Annotated in this window: 19 protein-coding genes; 7 read left to right on the top strand and 12 right to left on the bottom strand. The window is 68.7% G+C overall.

Annotated features, from left to right (window positions below; genetic code table 11):
• The first annotated feature begins 6 nt into the window (after window positions 1–6).
• Window positions 7–708, top strand: a complete 702-nt coding sequence (locus VGC56_RS18725) for a J domain-containing protein (RefSeq protein WP_464127334.1) — start codon at window positions 7–9, stop codon at window positions 706–708.
• Window positions 709–746: 38 nt separating this feature from the next.
• Here VGC56_RS18725 and VGC56_RS18720 read toward each other — a convergent pair whose 3' ends face one another.
• Window positions 747–1,031 carry a hypothetical protein gene (locus tag VGC56_RS18720; protein ID WP_464127333.1) on the bottom strand — a complete coding sequence of 95 codons (285 nt, stop codon included), beginning with the start codon at window positions 1,029–1,031 and terminating at the stop codon, window positions 747–749.
• Window positions 1,032–1,249: 218 nt separating this feature from the next.
• On the opposite strand from VGC56_RS18720, the gene mscL reads away from it, so the two are divergent.
• The gene (gene mscL, locus VGC56_RS18715) at window positions 1,250–1,675 is read left to right on the top strand and encodes a large conductance mechanosensitive channel protein MscL (RefSeq protein ID WP_464127331.1); all 426 of its coding nucleotides are present in this window, start codon (window positions 1,250–1,252) and stop codon (window positions 1,673–1,675) included.
• Window positions 1,676–1,691: 16 nt separating this feature from the next.
• Here the strand turns inward: mscL and VGC56_RS18710 are convergent, their stop codons facing one another.
• Window positions 1,692–2,042 (bottom strand): hypothetical protein, encoded by a 351-nt coding sequence (locus VGC56_RS18710; protein ID WP_464127330.1) that lies wholly within the window; start codon window positions 2,040–2,042, stop codon window positions 1,692–1,694.
• A 110-nt stretch (window positions 2,043–2,152) separates the two neighbouring features.
• On the opposite strand from VGC56_RS18710, the gene VGC56_RS18705 reads away from it, so the two are divergent.
• Together VGC56_RS18705 and VGC56_RS18700 are read left to right on the top strand one after the other, a co-directional pair.
• Window positions 2,153–3,580, top strand: a complete 1,428-nt coding sequence (locus tag VGC56_RS18705; protein WP_464127328.1) for an amino acid permease — start codon at window positions 2,153–2,155, stop codon at window positions 3,578–3,580.
• Window positions 3,577–4,194, top strand: coding sequence for a peptidylprolyl isomerase (locus tag VGC56_RS18700; protein ID WP_464127327.1), 618 nt, complete (start codon window positions 3,577–3,579; stop codon window positions 4,192–4,194). The genes VGC56_RS18705 and VGC56_RS18700 overlap by 4 nt, the downstream gene beginning before the upstream one ends.
• Window positions 4,195–4,217: 23 nt before the next feature.
• On the opposite strand, the gene VGC56_RS18695 is transcribed toward VGC56_RS18700, so the two are convergent.
• From VGC56_RS18695 to VGC56_RS18685, 3 genes are all read right to left on the bottom strand, one after another.
• The gene (locus tag VGC56_RS18695; protein ID WP_464127325.1) at window positions 4,218–4,379 is read right to left on the bottom strand and encodes a hypothetical protein; all 162 of its coding nucleotides are present in this window, start codon (window positions 4,377–4,379) and stop codon (window positions 4,218–4,220) included.
• A gap of 125 nt (window positions 4,380–4,504) precedes the next feature.
• The gene (locus VGC56_RS18690; protein ID WP_464127324.1) at window positions 4,505–4,693 is read right to left on the bottom strand and encodes a hypothetical protein; all 189 of its coding nucleotides are present in this window, start codon (window positions 4,691–4,693) and stop codon (window positions 4,505–4,507) included.
• A gap of 88 nt (window positions 4,694–4,781) precedes the next feature.
• Window positions 4,782–5,009 (bottom strand): hypothetical protein, encoded by a 228-nt coding sequence (locus VGC56_RS18685; RefSeq protein WP_464127322.1) that lies wholly within the window; start codon window positions 5,007–5,009, stop codon window positions 4,782–4,784.
• Window positions 5,010–5,243: 234 nt separating this feature from the next.
• Here VGC56_RS18685 and VGC56_RS18680 point away from each other — a divergent pair, with 234 nt between their 5' ends.
• Window positions 5,244–5,600 (top strand): response regulator, encoded by a 357-nt coding sequence (locus tag VGC56_RS18680; protein WP_464127321.1) that lies wholly within the window; start codon window positions 5,244–5,246, stop codon window positions 5,598–5,600.
• 59 nt (window positions 5,601–5,659) lie between these two features.
• Here VGC56_RS18680 and VGC56_RS18675 read toward each other — a convergent pair whose 3' ends face one another.
• Entirely contained in the window at window positions 5,660–7,306 is a 1,647-nt protein-coding gene (locus VGC56_RS18675) for a M20/M25/M40 family metallo-hydrolase (protein WP_464127320.1), read from the bottom strand.
• A 160-nt stretch (window positions 7,307–7,466) separates the two neighbouring features.
• On the opposite strand from VGC56_RS18675, the gene VGC56_RS18670 reads away from it, so the two are divergent.
• Window positions 7,467–8,783, top strand: coding sequence for a dicarboxylate/amino acid:cation symporter (locus tag VGC56_RS18670; protein WP_464127318.1), 1,317 nt, complete (start codon window positions 7,467–7,469; stop codon window positions 8,781–8,783).
• 146 nt (window positions 8,784–8,929) lie between these two features.
• Here the strand turns inward: VGC56_RS18670 and VGC56_RS18665 are convergent, their stop codons facing one another.
• Window positions 8,930–10,186 carry a M24 family metallopeptidase gene (locus VGC56_RS18665; protein ID WP_464127317.1) on the bottom strand — a complete coding sequence of 419 codons (1,257 nt, stop codon included), beginning with the start codon at window positions 10,184–10,186 and terminating at the stop codon, window positions 8,930–8,932.
• On the bottom strand, window positions 10,179–10,826 hold the full coding sequence (locus VGC56_RS18660; protein WP_464127316.1) for a glutathione S-transferase family protein: 648 nt from the start codon (window positions 10,824–10,826) through the stop codon (window positions 10,179–10,181). The genes VGC56_RS18665 and VGC56_RS18660 overlap by 8 nt, the downstream gene beginning before the upstream one ends.
• A gap of 172 nt (window positions 10,827–10,998) precedes the next feature.
• On the opposite strand from VGC56_RS18660, the gene VGC56_RS18655 reads away from it, so the two are divergent.
• The gene (locus VGC56_RS18655) at window positions 10,999–12,234 is read left to right on the top strand and encodes a multidrug effflux MFS transporter (RefSeq protein ID WP_464127314.1); all 1,236 of its coding nucleotides are present in this window, start codon (window positions 10,999–11,001) and stop codon (window positions 12,232–12,234) included.
• Window positions 12,235–12,748: 514 nt separating this feature from the next.
• Here VGC56_RS18655 and recA read toward each other — a convergent pair.
• From recA to ilvC, 4 genes are all read right to left on the bottom strand, one after another.
• Window positions 12,749–13,816: a recombinase RecA gene (gene recA / locus VGC56_RS18650; RefSeq protein WP_464127312.1), complete on the bottom strand. Its 1,068-nt coding sequence runs from the start codon at window positions 13,814–13,816 to the stop codon at window positions 12,749–12,751.
• Window positions 13,817–13,909: 93 nt separating this feature from the next.
• Entirely contained in the window at window positions 13,910–14,704 is a 795-nt protein-coding gene (locus VGC56_RS18645) for an alpha/beta hydrolase (protein ID WP_464127311.1), read from the bottom strand.
• 62 nt (window positions 14,705–14,766) lie between these two features.
• A complete protein-coding gene (locus VGC56_RS18640) occupies window positions 14,767–15,087 on the bottom strand; it encodes a hypothetical protein (RefSeq protein WP_464127309.1) in 321 nt (106 codons plus the stop codon).
• Window positions 15,084–16,067, bottom strand: coding sequence for a ketol-acid reductoisomerase (gene ilvC, locus VGC56_RS18635; RefSeq protein WP_464127307.1), 984 nt, complete (start codon window positions 16,065–16,067; stop codon window positions 15,084–15,086). Before ilvC ends, VGC56_RS18640 begins: the two co-directional genes overlap by 4 nt.
• Window positions 16,068–16,072: the final 5 nt, after the last annotated feature.

The raw sequence follows: 16,072 nt of genomic DNA, 5'->3' as shown, positions 1-16,072 counted from the left end.
GCTCCGATGGCGGCCGCCCGCACCCACTATGAAATCTTGAACGTCGCGCCCGATGCCGAGCTCGTGGTGATCGAGGCAGCGTATCGGGCGCTGATGAAGAAATATCATCCCGACCAGGGCGGCGGCGCCAACGACGGCCCGAGCGCGTCGGACATCAACCGCGCCTACGCCGCCCTTCGCGATCCCGAACGCCGCTCGGCCTACGACCATAAGGAATGGATCCGGCAGCGCGACATCCAGCTCGCCGCGTACCAGCCGCTGCCCCCGCCGCGCGCGTCCAATTTCTTCGGCTGGGGCGGGTGGCTGGTCGCCGCCGTTCTCGCCGGCATGATCGCGCTGATGGCGTCGAAGGGCGGCGCCCCGCAGCTCAGCGAGGCGGAGCAGGCGCGGGCCGCGACCATGGCCGCCCCCGACATGCGCAGCCAGCCTCTACCGCCCGAGAAGAGCCTGGTGACGCCCGCCGAAGCCGCCGAGATCCGCGCCGACGCCTATGCCGGCCGCGTCGATCCGCCAAAGCCGGCACCCGCGCCGGCACCGGCCGCTCCGCCTCCACCGCAAGCCGCACCCGCGCCGGTCACCATTCCCGCGCCGGAACCGACCCCGCACCACCCGATCTACGCCGCCCGCCGCGGCCCGCCCCACCGCACCCACCGCGTCGCCGTGCGTCACGACAAAGATTTCTTGGAGCGCCAGGGCTACATCTACTGAGCCGGCTCGGTTAGCGTCTCAGGTTCAAATTTGCGAAGTCATGGACCCTCTGGCCTGAGCAGCCCGCGCACCTCGTCTCTGTTGCGAACGAACAGCGGATACGCCCAGGAATAGAACTTCGCTTCCTCGGCCGCATCGCCCGCCGGCGTCAGGTCGAGCGACTGGCTGAAGATTGCATAGAAGCCAACGACTTGATCGTCCGTAGGCTCGCCGCCGGCGTCTAGCCAAGCATCGATGACCGCGCCGCACGAGGTCAGCAACTCCGCATAGCCCTGAGGGTCGTCATCAACGAAGGGCGCCAGAACGGAGAAGTCAGTCATCATCGTCCAAGGGGCCCATCGCAGACGTTCAACGCGACGCTTCCTGTAAGGTCCGTGGTTACGGTTAGGGCCATCGCCTCGATCTTAGCGACGATATCTTCCGTGCTCTACAGCCGATCCGTGACGCCCCCGGCGCCCGCATTGGCGCCGCCGCTTTATCTGGATTAAGCTCGCCGGGTTCGAAGGGCGCTGCTGGGCGCCATCAGGGGGGAGTGCAGACCATGAGCGGATTCAGGGCGTTCATCGCCAAAGGCAATATCATCGACCTCGCCGTCGCCGTGATCATCGGCGCCGCCTTCGCCAAGATCGTCGCGTCGCTGACCGAGGACGTGATCATGCCGATCATCGGCGCGATCTTCGGCGGGCTCGATTTTTCCAATTATTTCGTGCTGCTGAAGCCGGTGCCGGCGACCTATCACGGGCCGATGAGCTATGCGGCGCTCAAGGCCGCCGGGGTGCCGATGCTCGGCTACGGCCAATTCCTCACCGTCGCCGTCAACTTCGTGATCCTCGCCTTCATCATCTACCTGATGGTCAAATATGCGATGCGGATGATGCCGAGGAAGGAAGCCGCGGCGCCGGCAGGTCCTGCCGAGGACGTTCTGCTGCTCCGTGAAATCCGGGATTCGCTGCGCACCAGGGCCTGATCCGCGCGAGCGGGGCTCAGCCGACGCAGGGGACGCGGCAGGGCTGAGCCGGCGCCGGCGGCGAAGCCGGCGCGGGCCGGCTGACGGCCGGCTCGTCCGCCGGGCGGGGCGGGCGTGGGGCGGTCGGCCCCACCGTCTGCTGCACCCGCGCCTGCAGCGCCTTGTTGACCCGCTGGTAGCCCTTCGCCTCCAGGCAATCATAGGCGTGGAGCAAGGCCGCGATCGGATCCATCCAATATTTATGGTTGGCGTCGCGGGTGCACAGGTCGATGTCGACCTGCTGCTCGGCGAGGCTCTTCGTCGGATGGGTGACCTGGGCGGTACAGGCCGCGAGCGCGAGCGGCAGCAGCGCGACCAGCGTCTTCACGTTCCTCAACATCGCGGCTTTGTGCACGGGGCCCGCAGCGACCGCAATGGCGGCTTTCGCGCCGCCGCGGCTTTGCCTATCACCGCAGCCAAACAAGGGGAGGCAAGGCATTGGCCAATCTGTTCGCGAGGAAGGCGGTGGTCCGGGACGAGGATTTGGCGCCCGAGCACCGGCTGAAGCGGAGCCTCGGCTGGCCGCACCTCGTCGCTTTGGGGGTCGGCGCGATCGTCGGCACCGGCATCCTCACCCTGACGGGCGTCGGCGCGGCGAAGGCCGGCCCGGCCGTGATCCTTTCCTTCGCCATCGCCGGCCTGATCTGCGCCTGCGCGGCGCTTGCCTACGCCGAGATGGCGACGATGATCCCCGCCTCCGGCAGCGCCTATACCTACACCTATGTGGTGGTCGGCGAGTTGCTCGCATGGATTGTCGGCTGGAGCCTCGTCCTCGAATATTCGCTGGTGGTGAGCGCGGTGGCGGTCGGCTGGTCCGGTTATGCGGCGCCATTGCTCCACGACGCGTTTAACTATCCGCTCGCCTTGGCGCAGGGGCCGGAGCTCGGCGGCATCCTCAATCTGCCGGCCATCTTCATCATCGCCGTGGTCGCCGGCCTGCTCATCTACGGGACCAAGGAGAGCGCGACATTGAACGCCGTGCTGGTGCTGGTGAAGATCGTCGCGCTGATCGTCTTCGTCGCGGTGACTTTGCCCTATTTCAAGGAGGCCAATTTCCACCCGTTCCAGCCCTTCGGCTTTCCCAAGCACAGCGTCGTCGGGCCGGACGGCAAGACCGCCGAGGTCGGCGTGATGGCCGCGGCGGCGATCATCTTTTTCGCTTTCTACGGCTTCGATGCGATCGCCACCGCCGCCGAGGAGACCAAGAATCCGGGCCGCGACCTTTCGATCGGCATCGTCGGCTCGATGCTCGCCTGCGTGATCATCTACATGGCGGTGGCGGGATGCGCGATCGGCGCCATCGCCTACACCCGCTTCGCAAACAGCCCCGAGCCGCTCGCCCTGATCCTGCGCGAGCTCGGCCAGCCCTGGGCGGCGCGCTATCTCGGCATCTCCGCCGTCATCGCTTTGCCGACGGTGATCCTCGCCTTTTTCTACGGCCAGAGCCGCATCTTCTTCGTGATGGCGCGCGACCGGCTCATCCCCGCCAACCTCGCCCGGGTCTCTAAGCGGGGCACGCCGGTGCGGATCACCATCTTCACCGCCATCGTTGTCGGCATCCTCGCCGGCCTCGTGCCGCTGTCGGAGCTGGCCGCGCTCGCCAATGCGGGGACGCTCACCGCCTTCATCGCGGTCTGCGCCTGCATGCTGATCATGCGCCGCCGCGCACCGGAGGCGGAGCGCCGCTTCCGCACGCCGCTGCCCTGGCTGATCGGGGGCATAGGCATCCTCGGCTGCCTGTACCTCTTCTACAGCCTGCCGCGCACCACGCAGATCTACTTCTTCTGCGCGCATGTTGTCGGCCTCGGCCTCTACTTCCTCTACGGCTACCGGCGCAGCGTCGCCGGCCAGGAGAAGCCTGCATGATCCGCCGCGTGCTTGCCGCCTTGTTCCTGCTCGTCGCTGCGCCTGCCATGGCGCAGCCCGCCCGCGCGCCGGTACCGGCCGCCGTTCGAGTGCTGCTGCACACGAGCGGCGGCGACATCGTCGTCGCGCTGGAGACGCAGAAGGCGCCGGTGACGGCCGGCAATTTCCTCCATTATGTCGAGACGCACCGGCTGGACGGGGCCGAATTCTACCGCGCGATGAAGACGGGACCGGACGCCGGGCTCGTGCAGGGCGGGGTGCGGGATCCGCGCAAGCTGTTCCCGCCGATCGCCCACGAGCCGACCAGCCAGACCGGCCTCAGCCATGTCGACGGCGCCCTCTCGGTGCCCCGCTTCGCGCTCGGCAGCGCGCGCGGCGACTTCACGATCATGGTCGGGGACCAGAAATATCTCGACGCCGGCCCCGGCTCGGCCGGCGACGGGCAGGGCTATGCCGTGTTCGGCCGCGTCGTCGAGGGCATGGACGTGGTGCGCCGCATCCTCGTCGCGCCGACGTCGCCGACCGAAGGGGAGGGGGTGATGAAGGGGCAGATGCTCAGCCCGCGCATCGTTATTCTCAGCGCGCGGCGGCTGTCGGCCTCGGCGAGCCACTGAGGCGAATGTTTAGAGGGTGGGGCTCAGAAGCCCGCCTTGAGCTCGGCCAGGTTCAGCCGCCGCGCCTCGCGCTCATAATGGTCGGCGAGCTGCTCGAGCCCGCGGCGCTCGAGGGGCTGCTCCACCTCGCGGGCGGCGCGGCGGCAGTCTTCGGCCTGCCGGTGCAGAAACCTGATCTCGTCCATCGCTCGTCCTCTCGGCCGGCCCGGGCGATATCGCGCGTCGGGCGGGACTGGCGTTCGCGGTCAAAAGATCGGGAGGCGCGGAGGTTCCGGAAAATGCGCGTTTCGGCGCGGAAAACCGCCATTCGCTAGCGGCTGATCGCCTTCAGATAATGGGGCGTGCCTTCATCGTCGACGATCTTGACCGCCGTCGCGTTGAACTGGGTCTGGACGTCGGCGAGATTTTCCTCCGCATAAGCTGCGGCGTCCTCGAGGATGTCGAACGTCTTGGTGCCCAGCGGAAGGGGGCCGCGCAGCCAGATCACCGTATATGCCATCGCTGCCTCCGTCGGCCGAGCGCAGAGGATAGGCGCCGCGGGCCGGCGCGCAAGCGGTTTGGGCGTGCTGCGGCGGGGGCGGCGCGGGTCAGCGGACGGGCAGCCAGGACTTGATGGCGGGGGCCGGCTCGTGCGGCTCGACGGCGCCGGTCAGCTTGGCGACGACCTGGTTGAACGTGCCTTCCACCGTCACCCGCTGTTCGCCGAAATAGACGTCGGTGAACGGTCCGGAGGCGGTCCGCACGTAGGTGACGCGCTCCGGATTGATGGCGATTTCGCCCGGCTCTCCGCCTTTCTTCATGACGATGAGCTTCACGGCGCGTCAGTCTCCTTTCCCGGGGTAGTGGAGGCGTGATTACGGGCAAAAGCTGAACGGGCAAGGTGGGTTCGTGCCTAACGGCGCGTTCATTATGCGAGGTGAAACGGGGCGGTCCGGCGCCCGTCTTTCTGCCCCGGTTCGAAACGGCTCTCGCTGGAACCGGTGGGTGCGTACAGGCGGTTGCGAAATAAGGGTTTCCCAAATCGTTCCGCTGCCTTAATCGCGGCGCCCGTGACCGTCTCCCGCTCCGTCCTCATCGTCGAAGACGAATCGCTCATTGCGATGATGCTCGAAGATTTCCTCGCCTCGCTCGGCCACGAGCTGGCCGGGACCTGCGAGACCGTTCCCGACGCCCTGGTGCGGGTCGAGGAGGGCGGCTTTGACGTCGCTATTTTGGACGTCAATCTGAACGGCCAGCGCGTGTGGCCGGTCGCCGACCGCCTCGCCGCCAAAGGCATCCCCTACATCCTCGCCACCGGCGGCCATATCGAGCCGCCGCCGGCCGAACATGCCTCGGCGCCGGTGCTCTCCAAGCCCTTCACCCTGGACGCCATCGAGCCGGCGATCGAAAGGGCGTTGGAAGGCTGATCGGTCTCCGCTTACGGGCGGAAGTCTCAGTCTCTCCTAACGCCCGAAGGGAGATCCCCTCAGTGCACCCCCGCGGGCCGCGCCGCGCGGGGCTGGCCGGGCGCGAAGGCGTCGCCGAAATAATCGCCCTTGTACCAGAGCGGCCGCTGCGGCGCGTCGGCGAGTTGGCGGGCGATGAGGTAGTTCAGGCGGGCGAAACGGGCGCCCGATTCCCAGTCGATCGGCTGCGACATGTCGTCATTCGGATGGTGGTAGGCGCCGCGCAGGAAGCCCTTCCACTTCTCGCCTCCGCCGTTTGCCCAGCCCGTGGCGAGCATGATCGCCGGCACGCCCTCCTTGACGAACTCATAATGGTCGGAGCGGACGAAGATATTCTCCTCCGGCATCGGATCGGGCGACAGGCCGACGCCCATCTCCCCGGCGGCGCGACGCACCGCTTCGCCGACCGTCGAATGGTCGGCCCCGAACGCGATCACGTCGGTGAAGCGGTAGAGGAGGAGCGGCATGTCGAGATCGACGGCGGCGGCGATCTTCTCCACCGGGACCGTCGGGTTGGAGGCGAAATAGCTGGCGCCGAGCAGGCCCTTTTCCTCGCCCGTATTGGCAATGAACAGGATCGAGCGGCGCGGCTTCTCGCGGCCGGTGGCGAAGGCGCGCGCCGCCTCGAGCATCGTCGCGACGCCGGCGGCGTTGTCGAGCGCGCCGTTGTAGACCACGTCCTCGCCGGGCTTGCCGTTCTTGCGCATGCCGAGATGGTCGAGATGGCCCATCAGGATGACATATTCGCCGCGCAGCTTGGGGTCCGAGCCGGGCAGGAGGCCGATCACCTCCGGGCTCTGGATGGTCGTCCAGCGCGACTGGCGCTCCAGGCGAAGGTTGGTCTTGAGCGCGAAGCCCTTGGGCGTGACGCCGCGGTCGATCTCCGCGCGAACGTCGGCGAAGCTGCGCGGCGCCCCGGCGAACAGGGCGGCGGCGGCCGTGTCGCTTGCGGTCGCGGAGAAGCGGGCGCCGCCGGCGCCGGCGCGGCCGTCCTTGCGCACCCAGTCCAGCGTCGGCCGCCCCGCACCGGCGCGCGCTGCAACCGCCGCGAAGGGCCGCGCCTTGGCGAATTCCCCCGTGTACAAGGTGACGATGCCGACCGCGCCGTGCTTCGCCGCCACCTCGCTCTTGGTGTCGCCGAGATGGGCGGCGATCTCGCTCGGCAGGCCCTTGGGGAGGCCGGCGAACACGGCGACGATCTTGCCGCGGACGTCGAGCCCGCGATAATCGTCCGCGCCATATTGCGGCGCCTCGGCGCCATAGCCGGCGAACACCACCGGCGCCGAGAGATCCTCCTTCTCCGCGTCGAGGCTGGCGCCGGTCACCATCTCGCTGCCATTGTCCCACACCGCCTCGCCGGCAGGTCCGGTCAGCGTGAAGCGCGGCTTGCCGTTTAGCACGGAGGCGCGGAACGGCACCTGCTGGTACCAGCCGCCATTGGCGCCGCCGGGCTTCAAGCCCAGGCCGAGGAACTGGCTGGCGACATAGGCCGCGCCGATCTCATGCCCGCGCGAGCCCGTGTCGCGGCCTTCGAGCAGGTCGTCGGCGAGGAAAGCGACGTGCGACTTGAACCGGTCGGCGGAGAAATCGGGCGCCGGCGCCGGCTGGGCGGAGGCGATGCTGCCGACGGCAAGCGAAAGGGCGGCGGCAAAAGGCAGGAGGCGCATGGATTTTCCTGGACGACGGGGAGGGAAGGGGGAGGCGCTTTGGTAACGGCTTCGCATGGCCGCGCAAGGGGCCTCGGCGGGGATGACGTCGGACGCGCTTGACCGCCGCCGCGCAATCGCCTTCCTTGCGAGGCCCACCCGACGAGGAGCGCAAAGACCCGTGGCCAAACGCCTCACCTACTTCATCCTCGCCGGGCTCGTCCTCGGCATCCTCGTCGGCTGGGTGCTCAACGTCGCGCTCCACGGCGGCACCCCGGCCGGCGACGCGCAGCTGAAGAATGTCGCGGGCTATTTCTCGATCCTCACCCAGATCTTCCTCCACCTCATCAAGATGATCATCGCGCCTTTGGTGCTGTCGACCCTCATCGTCGGCATCGCCCACATGGGCGACACCAGCGCGCTCGGCCGGGTCGGCCTGCGCGCCTTCGCCTGGTTCGTCTCGGCGAGCCTCGTCTCGCTGACCCTCGGCCTCATCCTCGTGCGCACCTTCAAGCCGGGCGTCGACCTCCACCTCGTCGCCGCGGGCGGGGACGCAGGCAAGGTCGACCGCGCCGCCTTCACGCTCGAAAAGTTCGTCACCCACATCTTCCCCGAATCGATGGTCAGCGCGCTCGCCTCGAACGACATCCTGCAGATCGTCGTCTTCTCGATCTTCGTCGGCGTCGCCATCACCGCGGTCGGCGAGCCGGCGCGGCCGCTCGTCCGCGCCCTCGAGGCGCTCGCCAAGGTGGTGCTGCAGGTCACCGACTATGTGATGCGCTTCGCCCCCGTCGCCGTCTTCGCCGCCGTCACTGCCAGCATCGCCGAGCGCGGCCCGTCGATCCTCAAGACCTACGGCTATTTCATGGGCAGCTTCTACGCCGGGCTGATCCTGCTCTGGGCGGTCCTGATCGGCGTCTGCTTCCTGATCGTCGGCCGCCGCACCGCCCTGCTCGTCCGCTACATACGCGACCCGATCGTGCTCGCTTTCTCGACCGCCTCGTCGGAAGCGGCGTTCCCGCGCACGCTCGAGGCGCTGGAGCGGTTCGGCGTGCCGCCGCGCATCGCCAGCTTCGTCCTGCCGCTGGGCTATTCGTTCAACCTCGACGGCTCGATGATGTACATGACCTTCGCGTCGATCTTCATCGCCGAGGCGTACGGCGTACACCTCACCCTCGCGCAGGAGATATTGATGCTCCTGACGCTGATGGTGACCTCGAAGGGCGTCGCCGGCGTCCCGCGCGCCAGCCTCGTCGTCATCACCGCCACGCTCGCGCAGTTCAACATTCCCGAGGCCGGCATCCTCCTCGTCCTCGCCGTCGACCATTTCCTCGACATGGGCCGCTCCGCCACCAACGTCGTCGGCAATGCGGTGGCGAGCACGGTGGTGGCGCGCTGGGAGGGCCAGCTGGAAGCGCCGGAGCCGGTTGACATAGAGCCGCCGCATGCGCCAAGCCACCGGCCGCCGTTGCCGGCGGGGGCGGAGGAACGAGCTTAACTTGCCTCCCCATCGCAAAGCGATGGGGAGGGGGACCACCGAAGGTGGTGGAGGCGTATTCTCACCCCGCGGCGCTTGAGAGAATACCCTCCACCACCCTGCGGGTGGTCCCCCTCCCACGAGCGTTGCTCGTGGGGAGGCAAGAGCTAGTCGAAGGGGCGCTCGATGCTCGGGGGCGGGCTCGAGAACCAGCGCGGGCCGTCCGGCGTCATGTGGAAGCAATCTTCCAGCCGGACGCCGAACTGGCCGGGAATGTAGATTCCCGGCTCGTCGGAAAAGCACATGCCGGCGGCCAGCGGCGTCGTCTCACCGTGCACCAAGTTGACCGGCTCGTGGCCGTCGAGGCCGATGCCGTGGCCGGTGCGGTGCGACGTGCCCGGCAGGCGGTAGCCGGGCCCGTAGCCCCACGCCTCGTACTGGCGGCGCACCGCGTCGTCGACGCTGCCGGCCGGCGCGCCGATCCGGGCCGCCCCGAACGCGATGCGCTGGCCCTGGTGGACCTGGTCCCAGACCTTGCGCTGATGGTCGTTGGCCCGCCCGTAGACGAAGGTGCGCGACACGTCGGATTGGTAGCCGTGGACGGTGCAGCCGCAGTCCATCAGCACGATCTCGCCCTCGCGCACCCGTTGCGGCTTGTGGCTGCCGTGCGGATAGGCGCTCGCCTCGCCGAGCAGGATCAGCGCGAATTCCGGATCGCCGCCCAGCGCCTTGGTCGCGCCGTTCATGATCGCGCCGATCTCAGCCGGGTTCATCCCCTCGCGGATGCGGGGGTAGGTGTAGCGGTAGGCGGCGATGGTGATGTCGGTCGCCTTCTGCATCAGCGCCAGCTCGTGCGCGGTCTTGACCATCCGGCAGCCGCGCACCACCGGCGCGGCGTTGACGATGGTGGCGGAGGGGAGGGCCTTCCGCAGCCCGTCGACCGCGAAGAAGCGCACCGTCTCCTCGATCCCCACCGGCAGCGAGGCCGCGCCGCGGTCGCGCAGCGCCCCCGCCACCAGCCGCAGAGGATCCTCGTCCTCCTGCCACGGCCGGACGTCCGCCGGAATGGACAGCGTCTCGCGGACCGAGGGCTCCTCGAAGAAGGGCGTGACGATCACCGCCTCGCCCCGCGCCGGCAGCACCGCCGCGGTGAGCCGCTCGGAGCGGTGCCACTGCACGCCGGTGAAATAATCGAGCGACGAGCCCGGCTCGATGACGATCGCGCCGATGCGGTTGCGGCGCATCAGTTCCTGCGCCTTCGCCACCCGCGCCAGCCGCTCCTCGCGGGTGATCGGCGCGGCGTCGCCGGTCATCGGCCGCAGCTCCGGATCGGCAAGCGCCAGCGCCGCGCCCGGCCGCAGCAGGGCGGTGCCGGCCAGGGCGGCCGCCCCGAAGGCAAAGCCGCGGCGGCTCAGATCAGGCATAGGCATAAGGTCCGCCTTTCTGCAGGGCCGCCGCATAGGCCGGGCGGGCGTGGATGCGGTGGAGCCAGTCGATGAGGTTCGGCCGCCCGTCGTCCAGGCCGGCGCGATGCCGGGCGGCCTCCAGCGGGAAGCTCATCATCACGTCGGCCGCGGTGAACGTCTCGCCGGCGAACCACGGCCGCTCGGCAAGCTCGCTCTCCAGCCAGTCGAGATGGACGTCGAACATCTTCTGGAGCGGCGCTCGTGCCGGCCGGCCGAGCAGTCCGAGCCGCCCGACAACCAGCATTGCCAGTAGCGGCGGCATCATCGACCCTTCCGCATAATGGAGGAAGTGGCGGTAGCGCAGCACCTCCTCGCGCCGCGCCGGCGGGCCGAGCCGCCCGCCCTCGCGCTCGACGAGATACTCCACGATCGCGCCGGTCTCCGCGACCACCCGCCCGCCACCACCCGGCGCCGGCGCGTCGAGGTCCTCGATCACCGGCGACTTGCCGAGCGGATGCACCCGCCGCAGTTCCGGCGGCGCCAGCATGGTCCTCGGATTGCGGGCGTAGCGGCGCACTTCATAGGGGGTGCCGAGCTCCTCGAGCAGCCACAGGATTCGCTGCGACCGGCTGTTCTCGAGATGATGGACCCGTATCACGCTGCCTTCCTTAAGCGAGCAAGCCCCGCGAGGCCACGCTCGTTTCAGTGCTGCCTGGGCGGAACGTGAAACTCTGGCCTCGACAATCAATGACCTCTAGGGAACCGGATCGCGGCCGGAGCCTTTCCCCCGGTTCACCCCGATCCCCAAACCAATTTCCAGCCCGAGAGCCGTGTTGAACAAGCCGCAGACCTTTGCCTCCGAAGACGTCGCGCCGTTGCGGCCGGGCTTTCGCGAGTTCGTCGCCCTGATGGCCGGGCTGATGGCGCTCAACGCGCTTGCCATCGACGCGATGGTGCCGGCGCTGCCCGCCATCGGCCAGGCGCTGCACATCGCCACAGAGAACCAGCGCCAGCTCATCGTCTCGGTCTATGTGCTCGGCTTCGGCGCCACCCAGATCGTCTACGGCCCCCTGTCGGACCGGTTTGGACGCAAGCCGGTGCTGCTCGTCGCAATCAGCTTCTACGTGGCCTTCGCGCTGACCTGCGCCGCGGCGCCGAGCTTCGCGCTTCTGCTGACGGCGCGGGCGCTGCAGGGCGCGGCGGCGGCGTCGAGCCGCGTTCTGGTCGTCTCGATCGTCCGCGACCGCTACGAGGGCCCGGCGATGGCGCGGCTGATGAGCCTCGCCTTTCTGGTCTTCCTCCTGATGCCGGTGCTGGCGCCGAGCTTCGGGCAGCTCACCTTGCTGTTCGCGCCGTGGCGGGCGATCTTCTTCGGCCTCGCCGTGTTCGCAAGCGTCATGGTCGCCTGGTCGGCGATCCGGCTGCCCGAGACGCTGCACCCGGAATATCGCCGGCCGCTGTCGGTGGCGGCGATCCTCGGCGCGGCGCGGGAGACGGTCACCAACCGCCAGTCGCTCGGCTACACCTTCGCCTTCACGTTGATGATGGGCGCGCTGATGGGCTACATCAACTCGATCCAGCAGGTGGTGTTCGACGTCTTCCAGCGCCCCGGCCTCATTGCCGCGACGTTTGCCGGCGTCGCGGGGCCGATGGCGGTCACCTCCTACGCCAATTCGCGGCTGGTCGAGCGGGTCGGCACCCGCCGCCTCGCTCATGCCGGCCTCTGCGGCTTCACGTTCATGGCGGCGCTCCACCTCGCGTCGGCGTGGGTGGGCGAGAGCCTGCCGGCGTTCATCCTGCTCCAGGGCCTCACCATGGCCTGCTTCGGCCTCGCCTCGGCAAATTTGGGCGCGCTCGCCATGCAGCCGATGGGCCACATCGCCGGCACCGCCTCGTCGGTGCAGGGGACGATCGGCACGATCGGCGGCGCCCTCCTGGGCCTCGCCATCGGCCAGAGCTTCAACGGCACCACCCTCCCCATGATCGGCGGCTTCGCCTGCTTCGGCGCGGCTGGCCTCGTGGTGCTGGCGGTAACGGAGCGCGGGCGGCTGTTCGGGCGGGGCTGAAGCACCGTCAAGCCACTGTAAGGTCACACTCGGTTCACACCTCGGGCGGTTCCGGACGAGGGCAGGATAGGGTTCACGCAGAGACGCAGAGGCGCAGAGAGGCCGGTGCGAGCGGTGTCGATGGTGAAAACTTCGCCTGCGCGAAGCGCTTAGAAGCGGCTGCGTCGGAAGAAGAGCACTGGCCCTGGAGACGGCCCGGCCTCTCTGCGCCTCCGCGTCTCTGCGCGAACCGAACTTACAACCTATCCATCGACGCTAGCGCTGTGGAGAAGGTAAGGGTTTTCACGCGAAGGCGCGAAGGCGCGAAGCAGAAAAGAGTGGCTCCGAATCCGGCGGAGCCGGGCCTTACCTTAGTCGCGGCTCAGCCGCGTCGGAAAACCGCCGCGCGGTGGAAGGTCTCCCTTCGCGCCTTCGCGCCTTCGCGTGAACAAACCTCGAAGCCGAAGCCGCCGAAGGCACCGCACCGGCGTCTGCACCGGCACGGCCCCTCAGCGTTTCTGCGTCTCGGCGCGACCTAGATGTCGTCGTCCGGTGCGGGGCCGGCCATCAGGGCTTCGGCGACCTCGTCGGTCTTGCCGCGGATGGCGCGTTCGAGGCGGGCGGCGACGTCCGGATTCTCGCGCAGGTACGTCTTCGAATTCTCGCGGCCCTGGCCGATGCGGATCGAATCGTAGCTGAACCAGGCACCGGACTTCTCGACGATGCCCGCCTTGACGCCGAGGTCGAGGATCTCGCCGACCTTGGAGATGCCTTCGCCGTACATGATGTCGAACTCGACCTGCTTGAACGGCGGCGCCACCTTGTTCTTGACCACCTTCACGCGGGTGGTGTTGCCGACGATGTCGTCGCGGTCCTTGATCTGTCCGGTGCGGCGGATGTCGAGGCGGACGGAGGCGTAGAATTTCAGCGCGTTGCCGCCGGTCGTCGTCTCCGGATTGCCGTACATGACGCCGATCTTCATGCGCAGCTGGTTGATGAAGATGACGAGGCACTTGGATTTGGAGATCGAGCCGGTGAGCTTCCTCAGCGACTGCGACATGAGCCGCGCCTGGAGGCCGACATGGCTGTCGCCCATCTCGCCCTCGATCTCGGCCCGCGGCACCAGGGCCGCGACCGAATCGACCACCAGCACGTCGATCGCGTTCGAGCGAACCAAGGTGTCGACGATCTCGAGCGCCTGCTCGCCCGTGTCGGGCTGCGAGACGATCAGCTCGTCGATGTCGACGCCAAGCTTCTTGGCATAAATGGGGTCGAGCGCATGCTCCGCGTCCACGAAGGCGGCGGTGCCGCCATTTTTCTGCGCCTCGGCGATGACGTGGAGGGCGAGCGTGGTCTTGCCCGAGCTTTCCGGCCCGTAGACCTCGACCACCCGGCCGCGCGGCAATCCGCCGATGCCGAGCGCGATGTCGAGCCCCAAGGACCCGGTCGAGATCGTCTCGATCTCCACCGCCTCGCGCGATCCCAATTTCATCGCGCTGCCCTTGCCGAAGGCGCGGTCGATCTGCGCCAAAGCGGCGTCGAGCGCTTTTTGCTTGTCCATAGTGTCGGAAGTTCCCGTGACCACTTTCAACGATGCCGCCATGGCCTCGCTCCCCGTCTTACCAAAGCGCGCCGCCCATTCAACGCGATTCGCAGCCTTGTACAGCCTTTGTTCCCAAGGAACAAGTGGAAAACATCAGTGTTCCCGAATTTTCTTCAGCGCCTCCCGCATTCCCGCCTGGAACGCCGGCACCTGGTAGATGCCGTTGTGGCCGACGCCGGGGATGGTGCGGTCGTAGACGAGGTTCGGCACCGCGCGCCGCAGCCCCGCGGTGCGCGCGGCGGCGACCAGTTCGTCGCGCCCGGCGGCGAAGATGGCGGTCGGCACCCGGCTGCCGCGCAGCGCCGCCGCCGGCTCCATCGCATTCGAGAAGAGCAGCCGCACCGGCAGCCACGGCATCTGCGCGACGGCGACCTCGGTCAGCGAATCGAACGGGGTGACGAGGATCAGCCCGCCGAGCGGGCGATGGCCGGCGAGATAGGCCGCCACGCCGCTGCCGATGCTGAAGCCGACCGCGACGATCGGCCTGCCCGGGAAACGGCGCGCGACCGAATCGTGGACCAGCAGCGAATCGGCCTCGAGCGCCCGCGATGTCGGCGTCCCGCCGCTCGGCGGATAGCCGCGAAAGTGAAAGGCGACGATCTCCGCCTCCGGATAGACCTGGCGGAGATATTCGGCGGCGGCGTCGGCGTTCCAGCCGTTGCCCCCGAACGCCAGCAGCAGCGGCGCGTGCGGGCCCGGCGCCGGAAGGCGCACACCGACCAGCCTCACCCCGTCCGGCGTGGTCAGCGCGAGCCGCTCGGCGCCGGCCGGCAGCGACCTCTCGTCCCGCGCCGGCGGTGCCGGGAACAGCATCCTGCCCTGATAGGCATAAGCCGCCGCACACACCGCGGCGTAGAGCAGGAACAGGATCAGCAGGATATCGACCACGCGCCGGATCCTAGAGCGGCGCCGGCGCGGGGCAAGCTGGGGGGCAGGAGAGGCGGCGGCGCTCAAAATCCCCCCATCACGCGCTCTTCGATCAGCCTGCCTGTCGCGCGTTCGTAGCAGAAGCGGCTGCCGCTGGTCGGGTCGGTTCGGGACGTGCGAAGGTCGACGCAGTCGTCGCGGCCGCGGTGCGCCACGCGGATCCATCGCGAGCGTCGCAAAGTCTCCGGCGAGACTTGCTCGACCCGCGCCCCGTCCTGGAGAGCACGCCGCAGCAACGGCTCGTCCTGCGCGTCAACCGTCGAAGGTCGGAGGAGGAGCCACGAAGCGCCCATCAAGAGCCCCAGGAGAGCGAGGCCAGCACCTGCGGCGGGCAGAAGTCTCATGTCCCGCCGCCGAGGTCGAGAAGCCGCCGCCGCACCGCCTCGATCGGGTGCGCCGCCGCCTCTCCGCGTGAAGCGCTGAGGCGGGGATAGCCTGCCTCCGCGTCGGCGATCAGCTTCTTCGTGAACGACCCGCTGCGCACCTCGGCGAGTATGCGGCGCATCTCGGCCCGAGTCTCGGGCGTCACGATTCGCGCGCCGCCTTCGAGCGCACCGAACTCGGCGGTGTTGGAGATCGCCTCGCGCATGCCGGCGATGCCGCGCTCGGCGATGAGGTCGGCGAGCAGCTTCACCTCCGTGAGGCACTCGAAATAGGCGATTTCGGGCGAGAAGCCGGCCTCGACGAGGGTCTCGAAGCCGGCGTGGATCAGCTCGGGGATCGCGCCCCACAACACGGCCTGCTCGTTGAACAGGTCGGCCTCGCATTCCTCTGCGAAGCTGGTCGCGAGCATTCCGGCCCGCCCGCTGCCGATCGCGGCGCCGTAGGAGAGGGCGAGCGCCTCCGCTCCGCCCGTCGCGTCCTGGTGCACTGCGAAAAGAGCGATGAGCCCGCGCCCCGCCTCATATTCGCTCCTCAGCGCCGTGCCGGGCCCCTTCGGCGCGACGAGCAGCACGTCGAGATCCGGCCGGGGGTCGATCAGCCCGAACCTGATGCTGAGCCCATGCGCGAAGACCAGCGCGCCGCCCTGCCGCAGGTTCGGCGCGATCGCCTCTGCGTGGAGTGACGCATGCCCTTCATCCTCGGCGAGCATGACGACGAGGTCGGCCGCCTCCGCCGCCTCGGCTGCCGTCATGACGTCAAACCCGTCGTCGCGCGCCTTGCCGCGCCTCGGCGAGTCCTCGCGCAGTGCGATGGTTACGGACACCCCGCTGTCGCGCAGGTTGAGCGCCTGAGCACGGCCCTGGTTGCCGTATCCGACGACGGCGACCTTGCGGCCGCGGATCAGCGAAAGGTCGGCGTCGGCGTCGCGATAGGCGTGCATGGAGC

It is taken from the genome of Allosphingosinicella sp. (assembly GCF_036403745.1).
In the GTDB taxonomy this organism is placed as follows: Bacteria; Pseudomonadota; Alphaproteobacteria; order Sphingomonadales; family Sphingomonadaceae; genus Allosphingosinicella.
This window is presented reverse-complemented; position numbering and strand designations above follow the sequence as displayed.

Coding starts and splice junctions, on each gene's coding strand:
- VGC56_RS18725 (WP_464127334.1), top strand. CDS start 7: ATGGCGGCCGCCCGCACCCACTATGAAATCTTGAACGTCGCGCCCGAT.
- VGC56_RS18720 (WP_464127333.1), bottom strand. CDS start 1,031: ATGATGACTGACTTCTCCGTTCTGGCGCCCTTCGTTGATGACGACCCT.
- mscL (WP_464127331.1), top strand. CDS start 1,250: ATGAGCGGATTCAGGGCGTTCATCGCCAAAGGCAATATCATCGACCTC.
- VGC56_RS18700 (WP_464127327.1), top strand. CDS start 3,577: ATGATCCGCCGCGTGCTTGCCGCCTTGTTCCTGCTCGTCGCTGCGCCT.
- VGC56_RS18695 (WP_464127325.1), bottom strand. CDS start 4,379: ATGGACGAGATCAGGTTTCTGCACCGGCAGGCCGAAGACTGCCGCCGC.
- VGC56_RS18690 (WP_464127324.1), bottom strand. CDS start 4,693: ATGGCATATACGGTGATCTGGCTGCGCGGCCCCCTTCCGCTGGGCACC.
- VGC56_RS18675 (WP_464127320.1), bottom strand. CDS start 7,306: ATGCGCCTCCTGCCTTTTGCCGCCGCCCTTTCGCTTGCCGTCGGCAGC.
- VGC56_RS18665 (WP_464127317.1), bottom strand. CDS start 10,186: ATGCCTGATCTGAGCCGCCGCGGCTTTGCCTTCGGGGCGGCCGCCCTG.
- recA (WP_464127312.1), bottom strand. CDS start 13,816: ATGGCGGCATCGTTGAAAGTGGTCACGGGAACTTCCGACACTATGGAC.
- VGC56_RS18640 (WP_464127309.1), bottom strand. CDS start 15,087: ATGAGACTTCTGCCCGCCGCAGGTGCTGGCCTCGCTCTCCTGGGGCTC.
- ilvC (WP_464127307.1), bottom strand. CDS start 16,067: ATGCACGCCTATCGCGACGCCGACGCCGACCTTTCGCTGATCCGCGGC.